Genomic DNA, 17130 nt, shown 5'->3' with positions numbered 1-17130 from the left:
TTGTGGATGAAATATGATACTTTCGGCATATCTCTACTTGACTTCCTTTACAGTCAAGATATTCAGTTACTGCTTTCAACTTAGTTTTCGCAGAATACCGTTTGTTTGTATGGCTGATCCTGACCGATTCTATTCCATCTGTTTTTGCGAAAACTACCATTTGTCTAAACGTTTCTTTTGTAACCCCATATTTCTTGGCTATTGATGCATAGCTTCCTTTTCCTGAAAGATATTCTTGCACTGCTTGAATTCTTTCTTCATCTGTCAGTTTTCTTCGTGACATAAAATAACCCCCTAGAGTTTTACACGATTTTTGTTTTTTCGTGTGTCTACTCTAAGGGGATTATATCAATCAGACAGGCTCTTTTCATAGTCATAAACAGGCAAAAAAATATCCGCCCCAAAAGGAACGGATATTATCTGTGCGAAAAAAATTACTCAGCCTGAGGAGCGCCAACAGGGCAAGTACCTGCGCAAGCACCGCAATCCAGGCAAGCAGATGCGTCGATAACGTACTTGCCGTCAGCCTCGGAAATAGCGCCAACAGGACATTCAGCAGCGCAAGCGCCGCAACCGATGCAATCGTCATTGATCTTATAAGCCATAGTAGATTAACCTCCTTATAGTCCTTGAAGAGATACTGACCACGAACGCAGCTCGTTCTCTCCGTATTCTATAATAGCACATTTTCACGAATAGTCAAGGGATTTTATGAAAATTTAATGAAATATTAATAAACGATTAGTCGCAACTAATCAATTCAATAGTTAGTCTGCTATAATATCATTTTTATAATTGCATTACTGCATGCGAAAGCTAAAAACACTCAGTAAATACGTAATATTTGAGATAAATGATGTGAATTGCAAATTCAATAAAACCTATATATCCCGTTGGTTTTCGAGCATATTAGGAAGATAAATGTTAGCTTCGATTAACATTTTATTCACACAAAAAGCAGGTGCTCCCTAATAAGGAAGCACCTGTAAACTATATGCTTATCCTGAAAAAAAACTCTAAAATGAACCACATAGGTAAACTCAGCACAAAGCTTAGAATATTGGCAACGATCGCATAGCGTGCGCCTTTCCCTTTAGGAGTGAGAAGCTTTGAATAAACACAACCCTCAATGATCGTTATTATGATCTCCGCAGCAAATATCCCGCCATATATCAACATCTGGAGCGGTAAAAGGGATATCACTACATAAAGCAACAGCTGGGTGCAAAGGTTCGTTTTGAAAAACACAGCAAAGTTATGTCCCTCTTTGCCCTCGAACTCAAAACAACGGAATATCATGCCCTCAATTAAAAGCGTAGCAATAAATGTGATCAAAAATCTTTCCAATTGCTTAGCAAGCATAGCGGTCTTTTTCTCTCTCAGCTTACCTGTTTCGGCATCAAAAGTTGTAACAGCGTTAAAAGCTTTGCGGGTAATCTCATTTGATACGATAACCTTGCCGCTTTCGGTCACTATTATCACTTTGAATGTTTTCGGAACATCCATGTAGCTAAACTCATACTTACGCGAACTTTTTGATTGAGTTAATTCCCGAAAATGACCGCCACGCCTCGGATACCAACCATCTTCTGTATTGTTTATTATGACCCTCATCAGTTCCGCATCTTTTCCAGAATATTGTTCATTTACCTCTTGCAGCCGATCTTCTTTTTTCCTAAGGGTCCCCGGCACAAGCAAATTAATGTAATAATCCTCATCGGGAGCATTTTTCACTGTAAGTTCAATGCTCGGTTTAGGACCCATATCAGCGTATACAGGCATAGCTGTCACCGTGATAAAGATAAGCACAGCGATCAGTGCGAATAACATTTTTTTCATGTTAATAGACCTCTTTTCAAGATATGTTATTCTACTGATACACTACACTATACGGTCTATTGAGGTGGTATGGTACGGGATAACGCTATTTTATTATCAGAACTTTGCAAGCTCCTCTGCGGCAAGCAGTCTGTAACCTGCATCGGTCAGCGCCTCGATAGCATTTTCGTTGCTGTCAACACGCAGGATAAGGCAGGCTGTGACCTCGGATGGGTTCAGGAATGCGGAGTACATATACTCAACACTGATGTTAGCTTTGTAAAGGGTCTTCATGATAGAAGCCATTCCGCCGGGCTTGTCCTCAGCGGTAACTGCGATGACATTTGTTACCTTTACCAGGTAATCAGCCTCTTTCAGGCACTGGATAGCCTTGTCGGTATCATCGACGATAAGTCTTAAAATACCGAAATCACTGCTGTCAGCAGTAGTTATGGCACGGATATTGATATTGCCATCTTTGAGGGTATGTGTAACGTCCGACAGTCTGCCGGGCTTGTTTTCAACAAATATAGATAACTGCTTTATAGTCATTGTTCTAACCTTCTTTCTTGTTTATCGTTTTTTTGATAGTCTTTATTATGCTGCTCCGTTCTTTTAATAGTAAACAGCAACGCCGTGAAATCACATCATTGTTGTTCTCTCCGTAATAGTTTTGTATCAGTTCTGCGGCTACCTGCCGCTCACATAATATATACGTTTCGGAGATTGATATTTTTTGATGTGATTATCCACAAATATACGGAGCGTTAAATGTGAGGATTGCACAAGATCTGCAAGCTGTTTATCGATTATTTAGCTCGTCTTTATCAAGCTTCTCCAGCTCTTTTAACATCCTGCGATTATCAGCTTTTCTCTTATTTACCATTTCAACTGTAGATGCTGTAAGACCAATAAAAGTGCCTAAAAATATCACAACTAAAGCAGGAAAATTTACAGGATCATAGTCAGTGATCCTATAATTGGTCGTCGAGTAAAAATCCGTGTTTCCCAGAATTGCGGAATTGACCACCCAACAGACCATGGATATAATCACAGCAAGTAAAGCGGATACTCTGATGCCTTTCGCGCCTTTTCCAAGAATATCTTTGCGCATCAGAAAGAACAGTATCGCATATACTGCCGCTCCTATACCTAAGATCATTCAATCGTCTCCTTAATTTCTCTTTCTATTGATCGGCTGTAAAAAGCACCCACAGACCATGTTCTGCCGCATATCTCCAGAAACTAAGACTATCCTGCAGATATTCCAGAGTATACTCATAGTCTTCTTCGCCTTTGTCTTCGTACTCATCGGCAGGAATAGCGAAATATCTGCGCCTTATGTCGCTGTCTTCAAGACCCTGCAAAGCTTCATATACTTTTCTGACTTCATCGGGAGTTTTAGCCGTGATGATGTAGTCATCATGGTCTTCATCGAAATAAAGCACATCGCCGCCAAGTACTGCCTTTGCAAGAGGTTCTTCACCGCCGAAGGACAGCGTGCCGTCCGTCAGCAGGCGGTGCATAGCGTCCCAGGACTTGTCGAGTTCATAAGTGCGCTCGGGATATTCCTCAAAATACTCCTCTTCCAGTTCCTCGGATATATATTCGGGGCGCTCTTCAAGAGGCATATCTCCCAGTTTTTTCACAACATCTTCGGGAACTGCAAAAAGCACACCTAAACAACTCATACCAGTTTCCTCTTGTCGATAACTCTGACAGCCTTGCCCTCGGAACGCGGTATGCTCTTGGGCTCAACAAGGCTGATCTTTGCCTTGATACCGAGTATCTGCACAATATCAGCGCTGAGCTTCTTTTCAAGTTCGGATACGGACTTAATGGTATCGCCGATCATTTCATCAGTCAGCTCGACCTTGATCTCGAATGTATCAACGTTGCCTACACGGTCAACAACTATCTGGTAGTTAGGCTGTGCCTTGAAATCCTTCAGCAGAACAGTCTCGATCTGGGACGGGAATACATTTACGCCCTTGATTATCAGCATATCATCGCTTCTGCCCATAGGCTTGCACATCTTGATGAGTGTTCTGCCGCAGGAGCACTTTTTGCGGTTGAGTATACAGATATCTCTTGTACGGTATCTCAGCAGAGGGAAAGCTTCCTTGGTGATGCTTGTGAATACCAGCTCACCCTTTTCACCCTCGGGAAGAACTTCGCCTGTCTCAGGGTTGATGATCTCGGCGATGAAGTTATCCTCGTTGATGTGCATACCGGTCTGCTCTTCACACTCGAATGCCACACCGGGTCCTGAGGTTTCGGTAAGACCGTAGATATCGTAAGCCTTGATACCAAGACTTGCCTCGATCTGCTTGCGCATTTCCTCTGTCCAGGGTTCAGCGCCGAATATACCAGCTTTCAGGCAGATATCATCGGGAGTAAGACCCATTTCCTGAAGAGTCTCTCCGATGTATGCGGCATAGGAAGGTGTACAGCAGAGAATTGTGGATTTCAGATCTTGCATAAACTGTATCTGTCTTTCGGTATTGCCCGAAGATACAGGCAGAGTCAGACAGCCCACCTTGTGAGAACCGCCGTGAAGTCCCAGACCGCCTGTGAACAGACCATAGCCGTAAGCAACATGAACAACGTCCTCCTTGGTTCCGCCTGCCGCAGTGATAGCTCTTGCAACGCACTCGTCCCAGATATCTACGTCCTTCTGGGTATAGAACGCAATAGCTCTTTTACCTGTTGTACCGCTGGTAGCGTGGATACGTACACATTCAGACTTCGGCACAGCCAGCAGACCATCAGGGTAATTATCTCTCAGGTCAGCCTTAGAGATGAAAGGCAGCTTGTGCAGATCATCAATGCTCTTGATATCGTCGGGGGTTACACCCTTCTCTTCCATCAGGTGACGATAGTAAGGAACATTATCCCATACGTGCCTGACCTGCTTGACAAGTCTCTCACTCTGGAGAGCCTTCATTTTATCGAGTTCCATAGTCTCGATCTCTTTGTTCCAATAGATCTTTTCAGCCATTGGCGATCAACTCCTTTTTTATTATTTAAGTATCATCCGTTGTGGAAGTACATTAATTTCCAGATAATTCCCTTTAATCATATGCTGTTTTAAATGACTAAATCGAAAGATCTTAAACAGCCGCCCTCCCATAAAGAGAGAGCGCCGTGTTTTTTCAGTATTATCAGACAGCTGCTCTGCCCAGAGCAAAAGCCTTCTTGTTCAGTTCAAGGAACTTAGCGGGAACGCAGCTTTCCAGCGCTGCCTGCCATACGTCCTCGGAGAAGTCCATTTTCATGGATACAACGCCCATCAGGACAACGTTTGAAGCCTTAGCAGTACCTGCCTGCTCAGCCAGTGTAAGAGCATCAACGTCAACAACGCTTATTCCCTGAGCTTTCAGCTTGCCGATGATATCATCGGGATAAACAGCGGTGCCGTTGATAACGGGCATGGGGTCTATCTGCTGAGTGGAAGTAACGATATGACCGCCCTTTTTCAGGTACTGCACATATCTTGCAGCTTCCAGCTGTTCAAAGCTGATGATGATATCAGCCTCACCCTTTTCAACAACAGGCGAATAAACCTTATCGCCGTACTTAACATAAGTTACTACCGAGCCGCCGCGCTGGCTCATGCCGTGTACCTCGCTGACCTTAACGTCAAAGCCCTGCGAAAGCAGCACGTTGCCCAGTATCCTTGAAGCCAGCAGCGAACCCTGTCCGCCTACGCCGACTATCATAACAGACTTAGTTTCCATTTATTACAACTCCTTTGTTAACATCTTTATGTTAAACCTGTTATATTTTCGAATTTTCATAGATCATATCATCGGAGAATATATCCGCCAAGAGAAAAGCAAATATCGCCGGGATGAAACACAGCTGTGCCGCTCCGCCGACAGCCTTTGTCAGATCCTCCACTTTATACCTTTGCAGTTCCTCAGGTGTCATTCCGTCTTTGAGGTGACCGCTCGGAGAAAAGCCATAAGGCGTGGGCGTACGCATGACACCACAGAAAACGAACGCTGCCACTATCAGAAAAGTCAGCACAACAAACAGCCCGATCAGCTTGTACATTGATCTTCCCTCGAACCAATTTGCCGAAATGAACAATAAAAACATTGATAAGATCAAAAGTATCCCTTCTGTGCTAAAGTTATCTGTGAAGAACACTACCACAGCCATCAACACCACAGCCAGCAAAGGATGCGCGTAGATAGTGCAGAATACCCCTTCCTTTAAGGATAATCTGCCGGATTTTGATTTTAACTCATCAATCAGCTTTTTTATCAGCAGTACTGCTGATATGCCATATCCCGCTAAACTTAAGATATATCCCAATTCTCCGAAACATATGGGCTCATTGAATGCCCGCATATGCAGGCAAATGAAAGCAAAAAATACAGCACAGGTCAGTATCTCACATATATACAGCGCACGTTTCACGAATGCTCCCCCTGTCCATGGTCATCAGTTATCAATAACTCCCAGCTTCATTAGCGCCACGAAGCCGCCACCAAGCGTTATAAGATAGCCAATGAAAAGTTCCTTATAGAATGAACCTCTTTCTCCCAGTTTTTTTAGAAGCTTGGGGAGGATCTTGTAACACTCTGAAACTGACATTCCGGTCTCTTTCCAAAGTGCTATAGACCAATTCAGCCTTGTTGCTATGTATACAGATATTGCGATTATAACTGCTGATATGATAAGCCCTGTTTTGCTCATGCCCTTTCCCAACAGGTAATACCCGCCGAAAGAACCGAGAAAAATAGCAATACCGCCTATAAAAGCTATCCTGCCCAGCAGCCCGAAAAGACACCATATACCAATGCCAAGCGCTGCACCTATCATAGCGCCCACAGTACCTGCTATCTTGCTGTCATCATCATCAAAATACATTTAAGTTTACCTCGTGTTATTCTTCGGCGCCCTTGATAGCACCAAGCTTGCACATCTCGGTGCAGATGCCGCAGCCTACGCACTGTGTATGGTCGATCTTCATCTTGCCGTCGTGTATAGAGATAGCAGGACAGCCGATCTTCAGACACTGCTTGCAGCCTACGCACTTATCCTGATCACAGTGGAGTGCAGGTTTGTGCTTAACGTATTTCAACAGAGCGCAGGGTCTTCTGGAAATGATAACAGAAGGCTCTTCCTTAGCCAGCTCTTCCCTGATAACAGCCTCTGTCTCAGCCATATGATAAGGGTCAACAACGCGGACGCTCTTGATACCGATAGCGCGGCAGAGCTCTTCAAGATTTACAGCCGCAGCAGGATCACCCTTGAGATTCTTACCTGTTGTGGGGTTCTGCTGATGACCTGTCATGCCTGTGATGGAGTTATCGAGAATGATAACGGTAGAATTTGTAGCGTTGTAAGCTATGTTTACAAGACCTGTCATACCACTGTGCATGAATGTGGAGTCACCGATAACAGCAACAGACTTCTTTTCAGCATCAGCACCCAGTGCCTTGTTGTAGCCGTGCAGTGCGGAAATAGATGCGCCCATGCATATGGTAGAATCCATAGCGCAAAGAGGAGCGGTAGCACCAAGTGTGTAGCAGCCGATATCGCCTGATACAGTAACTTTCAGCTTGCTCAGGCAGTAGAACAGACCTCTGTGAGGGCAGCCTGCGCACATAACGGGAGGTCTTACGGGAACAGTGTCCTCGAATGTATCAAACTCGGGCTTGATACCCAGTACCTTATCTCTGATAATGACCTGATTTATCTCACCCAGCCAGCCGAAAAGCTCCTTGCCCTGACAGACAACACCATTCTTCTTGCAGTGTGTTTCGATAACGTCGTCAAGTTCCTCGATAACGATGATCTTCTTGCACTTTGCAGCAAAATCCTTGATGATATTCACAGGCATGGGGTTAACGATACCCAGTTTCAGATAGCTTACCTTATCGCCCAGAGCTTCCTTAGCGTACTGATAGCAGATACCTGCCGTGATAACACCGATCTCGGTATCGTTGTACTCAACAGTATTGAGAGGGCAGTTCTCGCCATACTCAGCGATCGCTCTCATTCTGTCCTCAACTATGGGGTGTCTGCGGATAGCGTTACCAGGCATCATAACGTACTTGCCGGCATTCTTCTCGTAAGGGATAGCTTCTCTCTCTTCCCTGTCGCAGAGTTCAACTGCGGACTGGGAGTGTGCTACTCTTGTAGACATTCTCACGATAACGGGAACGTCGAACTTTTCGGAAAGCTCGAAAGCAATCTTAGTATATTCCTTGCACTCGGCAGAATCCGAAGGCTCGATCATCATAGTTTTTGAAGCAGCAGCGTGGTGACGGGAATCCTGCTCATTCTGAGAGGAGTGCATACCCGGATCATCAGCAACAGCGATTACCATACCGCCTGTAACACCAGTATAACCTGCAGTATAAAGCGGATCGGCAGCAACATTGAGACCAACGTGCTTCATACCGCAGAAGCTTCTAACGCCTGCGATGGAAGCGCCCAGCGCTACCTCCATAGCGACCTTCTCATTGGGTGCCCACTCAGCATATATCTCTTCATACTTAGCGGCAGCCTCGGTTATCTCGGTAGAGGGTGTGCCGGGGTAAGACGAAACGACCTTACAGCCAGCCTCGTACAGACCTCTTGCAAATGCCTCATTACCAAGCATCAGTTTTTTCATAGCCATCTTTCCTTTCATGCAGGACTGCTCTTAGCAGCCTTCATTGATAGTAGTTTTTCACAAACACGTGATACAATATGAATACATAAAAAGATTATACCACATTTCGCCCTAAATTGCAATAGGTATAAAATAACTTTTATACCAATAGTCAAACAATGCCCATTAACGTGCAAAAAAGCGGCGCATATATTGCACCGCTTGTGTTTATACGATCATCACGATTATTTTCTGGGATTCCTGCTGCATATATGGCACCATGACGAACTTATCTGACCGACCAGAGCAATGATCGATCATCTTTATCATGATATAATAATACAAACACAAGAAAATGTCAAATAATTCAGGAAAAATACTTGCAAAAATATTTTTGATATAGTATAATTAAAATAATAACCGTCCCAATGACGGCACAGGGTAACGGATATGGAGCAATACGGAGGATATCAGCATGAAAACACTTTCAATGGGCAAGATATACACCAAAGATAACATGGAAAAACAGCTTCACCGCTACGGTAGCGCGGCTGTAGAATTCAAAAAGTATTTTGGCGTAAAACCGAAGTTCTTTTTCAGTGCTCCGGGCAGAACAGAAGTCGGAGGAAATCACACCGACCACAACCTGGGCTGTGTACTTGCCGCGGGAGTTTCACTTGATATCATCGCAGCAGTTATACCCACCGATGACGGTTATATCACCGTAAAATCCGAGGGCTTCCCTACCGATGTAGTTGACATCTGCGACACCGAACCCCGCGACAACGAAAAGAACACTTCCTCCGCACTGATACGCGGCGTGGTTGACGGCTTCAAGAATAAAGGCCACAAGCTTGGCGGTTTCAAAGCCTACATGACATCTGATGTTCTTCAGGGTTCGGGACTTTCTTCCTCGGCGGCTTATGAGGTCATAATCGGAACGATACTCAACGGACTTTACAACGATGGTGAAGTCAATGATGTTGAGATAGCAAAAATAGCTCAGTATGCCGAGAATGTACACTTTGGCAAACCCTCCGGGCTGATGGATCAGATGGCTTCGTCAGTGGGCGGTCTGATAACCATTGATTTCAAGGACAAGGACACTCCGCTGGTACAGTGCGTAAACTATGATTTTGCAGAGAGTGGTCACAAGCTCTGTATAGTTGATACAAAGGGCAGTCACGCTGACCTTACCCCGGAATATGCTGCTATCCCCCCCGAGATGAAGAGCATCGCCGAGCATTTCGGCAAAACAGTGCTCCGCGAGATAACTAGGGACGATGTAATGGAAAATATTGTCAAGCTGAGGGAAAAATATGGTGACAGAGCCGTTCTGAGGGCACTGCATTTCTTTGATGAGAACGAGAGAGTCGCAAAGCAGGAAGAAGCCCTTGAAAAAGGAAGATTCAGCGAATTTCTCAGACTGGTAAACGAGAGCGGCGATTCCTCGCTGGCATATCTGCAAAACATATTTGCGGCTGTGAATGTCCGCGAGCAAGGGCTGACTATGGCGCTGTATCTGGCGAAAAAGATACTTGGCGGCGAGGGCGCCTGCAGAGTTCACGGCGGCGGTTTCGCGGGAACGATACAGGCATTCGTGCCAAATAACAAACTTGAAGAATTCAAAGCCGAGATGGACAGAGTGTTCGGCGATGGCGCCTGCCATGTGCTGACTATCCGTGACTGCGGCGGAACAAGGGTGCTGTTTGAAGTATGAGTAAAAGCAATAAAAAAGCAATAAATGAGATAAAAGAGATATTCGGCGACCATGTGGCATCCGGCAAGCCCTGCCTTAAAATGGTGGGCTGCGGCGAGATAATGATAAACGAACTGCCTTTCTCTTTCAGTATGCAGAATATCGGTGCCGCCTCTGATGCGGGCATATGCGTCACCATTTCCGGCGAAGCTGTCAACGATGGCATAGTTCGCTTTACCGATTTTACTTTCGTGAAGACCGTAAACGGAAAAGCTGTTCCCGAAAGGTATGATCTTCCTTTAGTCAAAAAAGCTGACGGCAAAATGATATATCAGGCAAAATTCACCGATGTAAAGCTGCCGGAATATGACCCAAGCGTGGCTTCCACCAAGGAAGAGTTACTGAATGTTCTCTCTACCCAGCTGACTTTCCGCGTCACTCCCCTTTATAATGGTGAGGGACTGCCTGAGATAATGCTGTCGGTATACCCCTTCGGCGATCCGCTTACAGGGTCTGCAACCGAGTGGAAAAGAGTAACTGCCGATCAGGATTATTTTCTGCACAAGCTGAAAAAAGGCAGAAGGAATTCTGTTTTCAAAAAGAGAAGATAAGCAAGTACATTTTATTGTACAGTAAGGAGAAGTAATATATATGAGAATGAGAAGAAAAAGCAACCTTGAAGAAAGACTTGCTGCCTGCGGTGACAAGATACTCTATCTCGACCGCGATGTGCTTGATTTTTCCGTAAAGGATGACCGTGACCTGCTGGATATCGCTTCTATCTTCGGAAACGATAATCCCGTTGAGCTGGAGATTGGCTGCGGAAAGGGTCAGTTCATCTGCGAACTGGCAAAGCGTCAGCCGAATGTTAATCATCTTGCAGTGGAGGTCAGCTCAAATGTAATTGTTGATGCCGCCGAGGCTGTTATCGCTCAGGGGATCGAGAACGTTCGCTTTATGAGGGGCAACGCGAGATATCTGGACTGCTTTATCCCTGCAGGACTGATAAGGCGCATTTATCTTAATTTCAGCTGTCCTTATCCTAAAAACACCTACGCAAACCACAGGTTGACCCACGGAGAGTTCCTTGAAATATACAAGCGACTTCTCGCCGAGGGCGGAGAGATACACCAGAAGACTGATAATATGCACTTTTTTGAGTTCTCCATCGAGCAATTTTCAGAGAACGGCTACGGTCTTAAAAACATCTCCCTCGACCTGCACAACAGCGGATTTGAGGACAATATCGTCACCGAATACGAAAAGCGTTTTTCTGATATGGGTATGCCTATATACAGGCTTGAGGCTTATTTAAGAAAATAAATTTGCAAAAATAAGTACCGCACTTCTCGCGATGAGAGGTGCGGTATTTTTTCACGGGTATTTTATATCATTGACATACTTCCACGGGATATCCTCACTTTGCCAAACACCATTATCCGAAATACGGAAAACAAATCCGTCCGCGGACATTTTTGCTGTGTCGATAACAAGGATAACAGGCTTTCCGTGGCGTTTACCAACTTTCACGGCAGTATCAATATCTTTTGACAGATGCACATACTGCCTTGACATTTTAAGAATCCCTTTTTCCTTTATGCTGTCAAGAAAAGCCGCGGAAGTACCGTGATAAAGCACATCGGGCGGTGTCGCTATTTTCATGTCGATGTGAACATCGATACTGTGCCCCTGATTCGCTCTTATTTTTGTTTTATCCTCATTAAAAGAGTACCGCTTTTTGTTGTTCTCGTGGACTATTCGTTCAAGAGTCTCCATATCCAGCTTTCTGCCCGTATCACATACACCGTTTATCAGCTCGCCCACATCTGCCCAGCCCTCACCGTCCAGTTCAATACCTGCCGCAGAGGGTTCGTGCCTCAGCACCAGACTGATGAACCGTCCCAGCGAAACATCATCATTTTTTATTGCTGACATATTAGTTCTCTCCTTTCTTTTTTTCAGCCGAAGCACCATTATTTTCGAGTATTATAGCACATTTTAGTGCTGGTGTAAAGTGCTGTTTTCCCCAATTCATGTGGCTTTTCATACGTAAATCAATATTGATTTTTCGCATCTCAAAAAAATATTATTGTTTTACGATAAAAAAGTATTGACAAACACATTTCGATGTGTTATAATACAATCAAGCTCAGGGGACGCCCGAGCAGAAAAAGATTTGGAGGTCATTACCATGGTAAATGAATTAACAGGCTGGTCAGAAATGAAATCGCTGAAGCTTTCAAGGCTTCTTGTGGTGGGAATGTTTTTCCTGCTGGTCGTGCTGATGTTCACATCGCACATAATCGCTGAATGGTTCAGCGTGATATCCGTCGGAGACGGCATGATAAAAACCAACCTAGCCGCCGCAGTCACTGCAATGATATGTATATGTGACGCTTTTGCACTTATCGCAGTAGCCGCACTTCACAAACTGCTTACTAACATCTCAAAGGACGAAGTATTTATTCCGCAGAACACCCTCTGCCTCAGGATAATATCATGGAGCTGCGTTTTCGCGGGGCTGACGATGGTATTTTTCAGCCTGTGGAAGTATGAATTTCTCTTCACCGCTTTTTTCGCAATGTTCTTAGGACTTATAATCCGCGTCGTAAAGAACGTTCTGGAAAAAGCAGTCGAACTGAAATCGGAAATCGACTTCACGATATGAGGAGGCGGGATCATGGCTATAATCGTTAACCTCGATGTTATGATGGCAAAGCGTAAGATCTCATCTAACGAACTTGCCGAAAAAGTCGGTATTACCGCTGCGAATCTGTCTATCCTCAAGACAGGGAAAGCAAAAGCTGTACGTTTTTCCACCCTCGATAAGATATGTGAGGTACTGGAATGTCAGCCGGGAGATATCCTGGAATTCAGAAAATAGAAGTACAGCATACAGAATAAAAAGAAAAGAGTACAACAAAACGGATAGATATATATGATCGATAAATAAAAGCCATTTAGGCAGAAAAAGAGATCGGGAGGAACAAAAATGGAATTCAACAAACCAATAAATGGGCAGGATAACGCCCCTCAGTCCGATGTTAATTCGCTACCGTTGACTTTAGGAACGTATCCGTCAGTAGTAGCGCCAAAGGAGAAAACAGTATTTACTAAAAGCGAGAAGATCCTTGCTTTAACAACATTTGTCATAGCCTACGGTGTTGTGCAGTTCGCGTTGTGGAACACCTCAGGATTCTTCACAACAGGACTTTGCCTGCTTTTCATCTCTGTCATCATCGGCTATCTCAAAAAGACTGGTCACAAATTCAAGGCCTCACACAAGCTTTGGTCGGGGATAATAATAGCTTTTTCAACTGTTTTCTCTATCACAGCTAACGACCTTATCAAAACCCTTGATCTGGTTTTCCTGCTGATCGCAAGTACGCATCTAGTGTACTGCGTATGCGCTGAAAAAGAACTTTTCGGCAGATTTTCTGTATTTGAGTTTCTCAAAAGTTCGTTAAAGAACCCTATCTCACATTCGGGAAAAGAGTTCTCAGCTGTGGGCAGTTCACTGAACGTAAAAGATTCCGGTGCTAAGATCAAAGCAGTCATCGGCGGACTTATCCTTGCTATACCGCTTACCCTGATCGTCGGAGGACTGCTGATGTCCGCCGACAAGGGCGTTGAAACCATTCTCCTGAGACTTACAGGCACAGTAGATGTAGATGACTTTTTCACGGTTATCTGGAAGATAGTTCTTGCCGCACCCATAGCGTCATATTTATTCGGAGTGTTGTACTCACACACTCACCCAGAAAAAATAAATGCACTCGACGAGGAGAACTGCATATCTTTTATACGCAAACTTCGCTTTATCTCCAACACTGTCGTATACACTTCGGTAACACCGATCTGCTTGCTTTATGTGCTTTTCTTCATCTCACAGGCTAATTATTTCCTGTCCGCATTTTTGAATAAGCTTCCCGCTGATTACAGCTATGCCGAGTACGCAAGACGCGGATTCTTTGAGCTTTTCGCCATAGAACTTATAAACGCAGGCGTTATATTTGCCATCAACTTTTTCTCGAAAAAAGCAGGCGAAGAAAAGCCACGCGCACTGAGATTCTACACTGTTATGATATCGGTTTTCACTCTTCTCATAACAGCAACAGCGATCAGCAAGATGGTGCTCTATATCCAGAATTACGGTCTGACACAGCTTCGTGTTTACACTACATGGTTCATGGTGCTGACTGCCCTGATATTCGTGTACGTAATTATCAGACAATTCAAAGCTAACTTCCCTTTCATGCGTGCAGCTGCAATGACTTTCACCCTGATGTTTGCACTGCTGTGCTTCTCACGCCCCGATGCAGTTATTGCAAGATACAACATGGAATACTGCTCCGAGCAGCTCACATTCACAGATATCAAAGAAATGTGCGACCTTTCATCTGACGCTTCTGCCGTTATAACCGAAGATCAGTACAAGTCGCTTATCTGCAGCAAATACACGGAGGATAAGTCAAACAGCGAATTATCCCTCAACAAAGGGCTTACAGGTGACGAATACATTTGCAACCGTATCAGCCAAAAGCTTGATAAATCTGTATATAACTATTTTAATTTCTCAGCTTTAAAACTAAAAAGACAGATATCGCAATGAGCATGATATTTACCATTTATCCGATAGCTTTCATGGTCATCATTCCTGCTTCATTCTTATCGTTTTTATCCGGAAAGATCCATAAAAGAAAAAGGCGTGCACTGATACACGATCCGATCCTCGAATGGATATGCAGGTTGTTTAGCTATTCATTTATGATCTTATTAATTCAGATGATCATGATTAGATCATTGATATGAATGATATACCACTATAATATAAAAGTGTGAAAACCCATACATTATATACTCACATTCATAAACATAAAAAATGCGGAGGATAAATTTCCTCCGCATTATATTTTTGTTCAATAAACCAGTTTATAAGAAAAACCGTAAAGATTACTCAGCAATCTCTTCAGTAACAGTGTCATCAGCAACAGAATAATCATCAACTGCAGCATCAGCGTCATTTCCATCTATCCAGCCTTTCAGTTCGGGAACCTCGATAGTAATATCCTCAAAAGAGAATTCTGTGATCTTAGTGGTCTGGAACATATCATGTGTGGAGTACTCGATCTTTTCCGGACGAGTGCTGTCATTATTATAGTAGTACTTGAAAATAGTAGCATTTTCATCCTCATCACTTGTAGCAACAAGACCGGTGAACATATCGGGACCATAATACTTTTCACAGATCATGCCATCATCGGTTGTTTCGCTGCTTACAAATACATAGTCAGATTCGATACCCATAGTGTACATACCGGGCTCGACATTCAGATACATCTCATTGGGATTTTCATCCTTGTAATATGTTTTATAATTGTGGTTCAGACTATACATAACTCCGTCGATAACGAAAATCTCATAATGCATTTCGCCCTCTACCATGTCGACATGATAGTTGTCACCGTTCATCTCAACAGTAGTTGTTGAATCCTCATACATATCAGAGGATGTTACCATTGTGAGCTTGAATTTTTTATCGTTAAGAGAATCATAGAAAGCCTTTGTACGGGTATGCTCAGCAGGATCCTCTTCTGCCTTGCTGGATGTCTCATCTTCGGTTGTAACAGAATCGCCGGTCTTGGAAGTCTTGCTGTCCTTATCATCGGATTTCTTCTTGCCGCATGAAGCGAAGATAGAGCAGGACAGAGTCAGTGCGCAAACAATTGCTATAAACTTTTTCATTATACATTTCCTTTCTTGAATAAAATATACAATTCTTGGGTATAAAGATACAATAGCATTGTACCACAGTCAAGCAAGCGCGTCAATAGCACTTTTGACCAATTTTTCCACCTATCTTAACATCCGAAGTGGACATTTTCTAGCTAAATGACCATATTATGGGACAGATATTAATAAAAAATTACCAATAAAAAGAACAAAACAGCCGAAATAGCTCTCGGCTGTCTGTCAGAAGGAATATATAATATGAAATAAAAGGAGAATGGAAAGCATTTTTCAGTGTTCGGGTTCCGCAGACAAGGCGCTCAGCGGGGTAGAACTGTCGCCTTGCCAGGGTGTACCGGAATACCCGAGATTAGAAAATAAGGTGGAAATTGGAGTATATTTCATTCCATGATGAATGCTTTACTTATTGGGAACAGTCTCCCAATCCTTAAGAAAACGCTCGATTCCGTTATCGGTCAGAGGATGCTTGATCATCTGTCTGATAACACCCATAGGAACGGTTGCTATATCGCAGCCTGCTCTGGCAGCGTCAACTACGTGTATGGGATTTCTGATGGAAGCGGCAATGATCTCGGTCTTGATGCCCTGTACAGAGAAGATATCAACTATCTCCTCGATAAGCTCCATACCTGTCATGCCTATATCATCAAGTCTGCCCAGGAATGGCGAAACGTAGGTAGCGCCTGCGTTTGCAGCAAGTATAGCCTGTGCAGCAGAGAATATCAGTGTTACGTTTGTCTTTATGCCCATTTCGGTCAGCCTCTTGCAGGCTTTCAGACCTTCAGCGCACATAGGCAGCTTGATAACGATATTCTTATGTATTTTAGAAAGAGGAATTGCCTCTTCTACCATCTTGTCAGCTTCAAGGGAGATGACCTCAGCGGAAATAGGACCGTCAACGATCTCAGTGATCTCCTTGACTACTTCTTCAAATACTCTTCCCTCTTTAGCAATAAGAGAAGGGTTAGTGGTAACGCCGCAAATAACACCAAGTGATTCTGCTTCTCTGATGTCATCAACGTTAGCTGTATCAACAAATAACTTCATATTAATTTCGTCCTTTCGGTTAATGAACTGTTTTATTTTCTGATATTATTATACAACTGAACCAATGATAATTCTATTCATTTTTTGCTTATGTATAAATAATAATTGCGATTATTTTTTTATTGTTAAAAATCGACAATTGAGCCCTGATATACGGATTTTTCGGTAAAAACGCAATATTTGAAAGTTCACGCGCAAAAAA

20 protein-coding genes are annotated in these 17130 nt (G+C 43.7%); 6 read left to right on the top strand and 14 right to left on the bottom strand.

What is annotated here, in order from left to right:
• The 11 genes from BMY75_RS14715 to iorA all read right to left on the bottom strand — a co-directional run.
• The coding region (locus BMY75_RS14715) for a transposase (protein WP_139199840.1) at positions 1 to 283 on the bottom strand (283 nt) is incomplete at its 3' end.
• A 151-nt stretch (positions 284 to 434) separates the two neighbouring features.
• Positions 435 to 605: a DUF362 domain-containing protein gene (locus BMY75_RS14710; protein ID WP_074835226.1), complete on the bottom strand. Its 171-nt coding sequence runs from the start codon at positions 603 to 605 to the stop codon at positions 435 to 437.
• Positions 606 to 990: 385 nt separating this feature from the next.
• Positions 991 to 1809: a hypothetical protein gene (locus BMY75_RS14705; protein WP_139199838.1), complete on the bottom strand. Its 819-nt coding sequence runs from the start codon at positions 1807 to 1809 to the stop codon at positions 991 to 993.
• Positions 1810 to 1935: 126 nt separating this feature from the next.
• Positions 1936 to 2370, bottom strand: a complete 435-nt coding sequence (locus BMY75_RS14700; RefSeq protein WP_074835220.1) for an ACT domain-containing protein — start codon at positions 2368 to 2370, stop codon at positions 1936 to 1938.
• Between the two features lie 250 nt (positions 2371 to 2620).
• Entirely contained in the window at positions 2621 to 2980 is a 360-nt protein-coding gene (locus BMY75_RS14695) for a hypothetical protein (protein WP_074835217.1), read from the bottom strand.
• 25 nt (positions 2981 to 3005) lie between these two features.
• Positions 3006 to 3509 carry a DUF1877 family protein gene (locus BMY75_RS14690; protein ID WP_074835214.1) on the bottom strand — a complete coding sequence of 168 codons (504 nt, stop codon included), beginning with the start codon at positions 3507 to 3509 and terminating at the stop codon, positions 3006 to 3008.
• Entirely contained in the window at positions 3506 to 4819 is a 1314-nt protein-coding gene (locus BMY75_RS14685) for a phenylacetate--CoA ligase family protein (RefSeq protein ID WP_074835211.1), read from the bottom strand. The genes BMY75_RS14690 and BMY75_RS14685 overlap by 4 nt, the downstream gene beginning before the upstream one ends.
• Positions 4820 to 4982: 163 nt before the next feature.
• Positions 4983 to 5558 carry an indolepyruvate oxidoreductase subunit beta gene (locus BMY75_RS14680; RefSeq protein ID WP_074835208.1) on the bottom strand — a complete coding sequence of 192 codons (576 nt, stop codon included), beginning with the start codon at positions 5556 to 5558 and terminating at the stop codon, positions 4983 to 4985.
• A gap of 40 nt (positions 5559 to 5598) precedes the next feature.
• Positions 5599 to 6246: a hypothetical protein gene (locus BMY75_RS14675; RefSeq protein WP_074835205.1), complete on the bottom strand. Its 648-nt coding sequence runs from the start codon at positions 6244 to 6246 to the stop codon at positions 5599 to 5601.
• Between the two features lie 24 nt (positions 6247 to 6270).
• A complete protein-coding gene (locus BMY75_RS14670) occupies positions 6271 to 6699 on the bottom strand; it encodes a hypothetical protein (protein WP_074835202.1) in 429 nt (142 codons plus the stop codon).
• A gap of 16 nt (positions 6700 to 6715) precedes the next feature.
• Positions 6716 to 8452: an indolepyruvate ferredoxin oxidoreductase subunit alpha gene (iorA, locus tag BMY75_RS14665; protein ID WP_074835238.1), complete on the bottom strand. Its 1737-nt coding sequence runs from the start codon at positions 8450 to 8452 to the stop codon at positions 6716 to 6718.
• Between the two features lie 454 nt (positions 8453 to 8906).
• Between iorA and BMY75_RS14660 the strand changes: the two genes are divergently transcribed.
• The 3 genes from BMY75_RS14660 to trmB are packed head-to-tail and all read left to right on the top strand — an operon-like array spanning position 8907 to position 11453.
• A complete protein-coding gene (locus BMY75_RS14660) occupies positions 8907 to 10151 on the top strand; it encodes a galactokinase (RefSeq protein WP_170844317.1) in 1245 nt (414 codons plus the stop codon).
• The gene (locus BMY75_RS14655) at positions 10148 to 10741 is read left to right on the top strand and encodes a hypothetical protein (protein WP_074835197.1); all 594 of its coding nucleotides are present in this window, start codon (positions 10148 to 10150) and stop codon (positions 10739 to 10741) included. Before BMY75_RS14660 ends, BMY75_RS14655 begins: the two co-directional genes overlap by 4 nt.
• A gap of 40 nt (positions 10742 to 10781) precedes the next feature.
• Positions 10782 to 11453, top strand: coding sequence for a tRNA (guanosine(46)-N7)-methyltransferase TrmB (gene trmB / locus BMY75_RS14650; RefSeq protein WP_074835194.1), 672 nt, complete (start codon positions 10782 to 10784; stop codon positions 11451 to 11453).
• Positions 11454 to 11504: 51 nt separating this feature from the next.
• Here the strand turns inward: trmB and BMY75_RS14645 are convergent, their stop codons facing one another.
• Entirely contained in the window at positions 11505 to 12065 is a 561-nt protein-coding gene (locus tag BMY75_RS14645) for an RNA 2'-phosphotransferase (RefSeq protein WP_074835191.1), read from the bottom strand.
• 256 nt (positions 12066 to 12321) lie between these two features.
• On the opposite strand from BMY75_RS14645, the gene BMY75_RS14640 reads away from it, so the two are divergent.
• The 3 genes from BMY75_RS14640 (at position 12322) to BMY75_RS14630 (ending at position 14742) form a co-directional block, all read left to right on the top strand.
• Positions 12322 to 12798 carry a DUF2975 domain-containing protein gene (locus tag BMY75_RS14640; protein WP_074835189.1) on the top strand — a complete coding sequence of 159 codons (477 nt, stop codon included), beginning with the start codon at positions 12322 to 12324 and terminating at the stop codon, positions 12796 to 12798.
• Positions 12799 to 12810: 12 nt separating this feature from the next.
• Positions 12811 to 13014, top strand: a complete 204-nt coding sequence (locus BMY75_RS14635; RefSeq protein WP_074835186.1) for a helix-turn-helix domain-containing protein — start codon at positions 12811 to 12813, stop codon at positions 13012 to 13014.
• A gap of 108 nt (positions 13015 to 13122) precedes the next feature.
• Entirely contained in the window at positions 13123 to 14742 is a 1620-nt protein-coding gene (locus BMY75_RS14630) for a DUF4153 domain-containing protein (protein WP_074835183.1), read from the top strand.
• A gap of 341 nt (positions 14743 to 15083) precedes the next feature.
• Here BMY75_RS14630 and BMY75_RS14625 read toward each other — a convergent pair whose 3' ends face one another.
• Complete coding sequence (locus BMY75_RS14625; RefSeq protein WP_074835180.1) at positions 15084 to 15875, bottom strand: hypothetical protein; 792 nt, start codon at positions 15873 to 15875, stop codon at positions 15084 to 15086.
• 405 nt (positions 15876 to 16280) lie between these two features.
• On the bottom strand, positions 16281 to 16928 hold the full coding sequence (gene fsa / locus BMY75_RS14620; RefSeq protein WP_074835178.1) for a fructose-6-phosphate aldolase: 648 nt from the start codon (positions 16926 to 16928) through the stop codon (positions 16281 to 16283).
• Positions 16929 to 17130: the final 202 nt, after the last annotated feature.

Source organism: Hominimerdicola alba (genome assembly GCF_900109655.1).
Lineage (GTDB): Bacteria > Bacillota > Clostridia > Oscillospirales > Ruminococcaceae > Hominimerdicola > Hominimerdicola alba_B.
The sequence above is the reverse complement of the archived record's forward strand: the minus strand, read 5'-3'. Positions and strand labels throughout refer to the sequence as shown.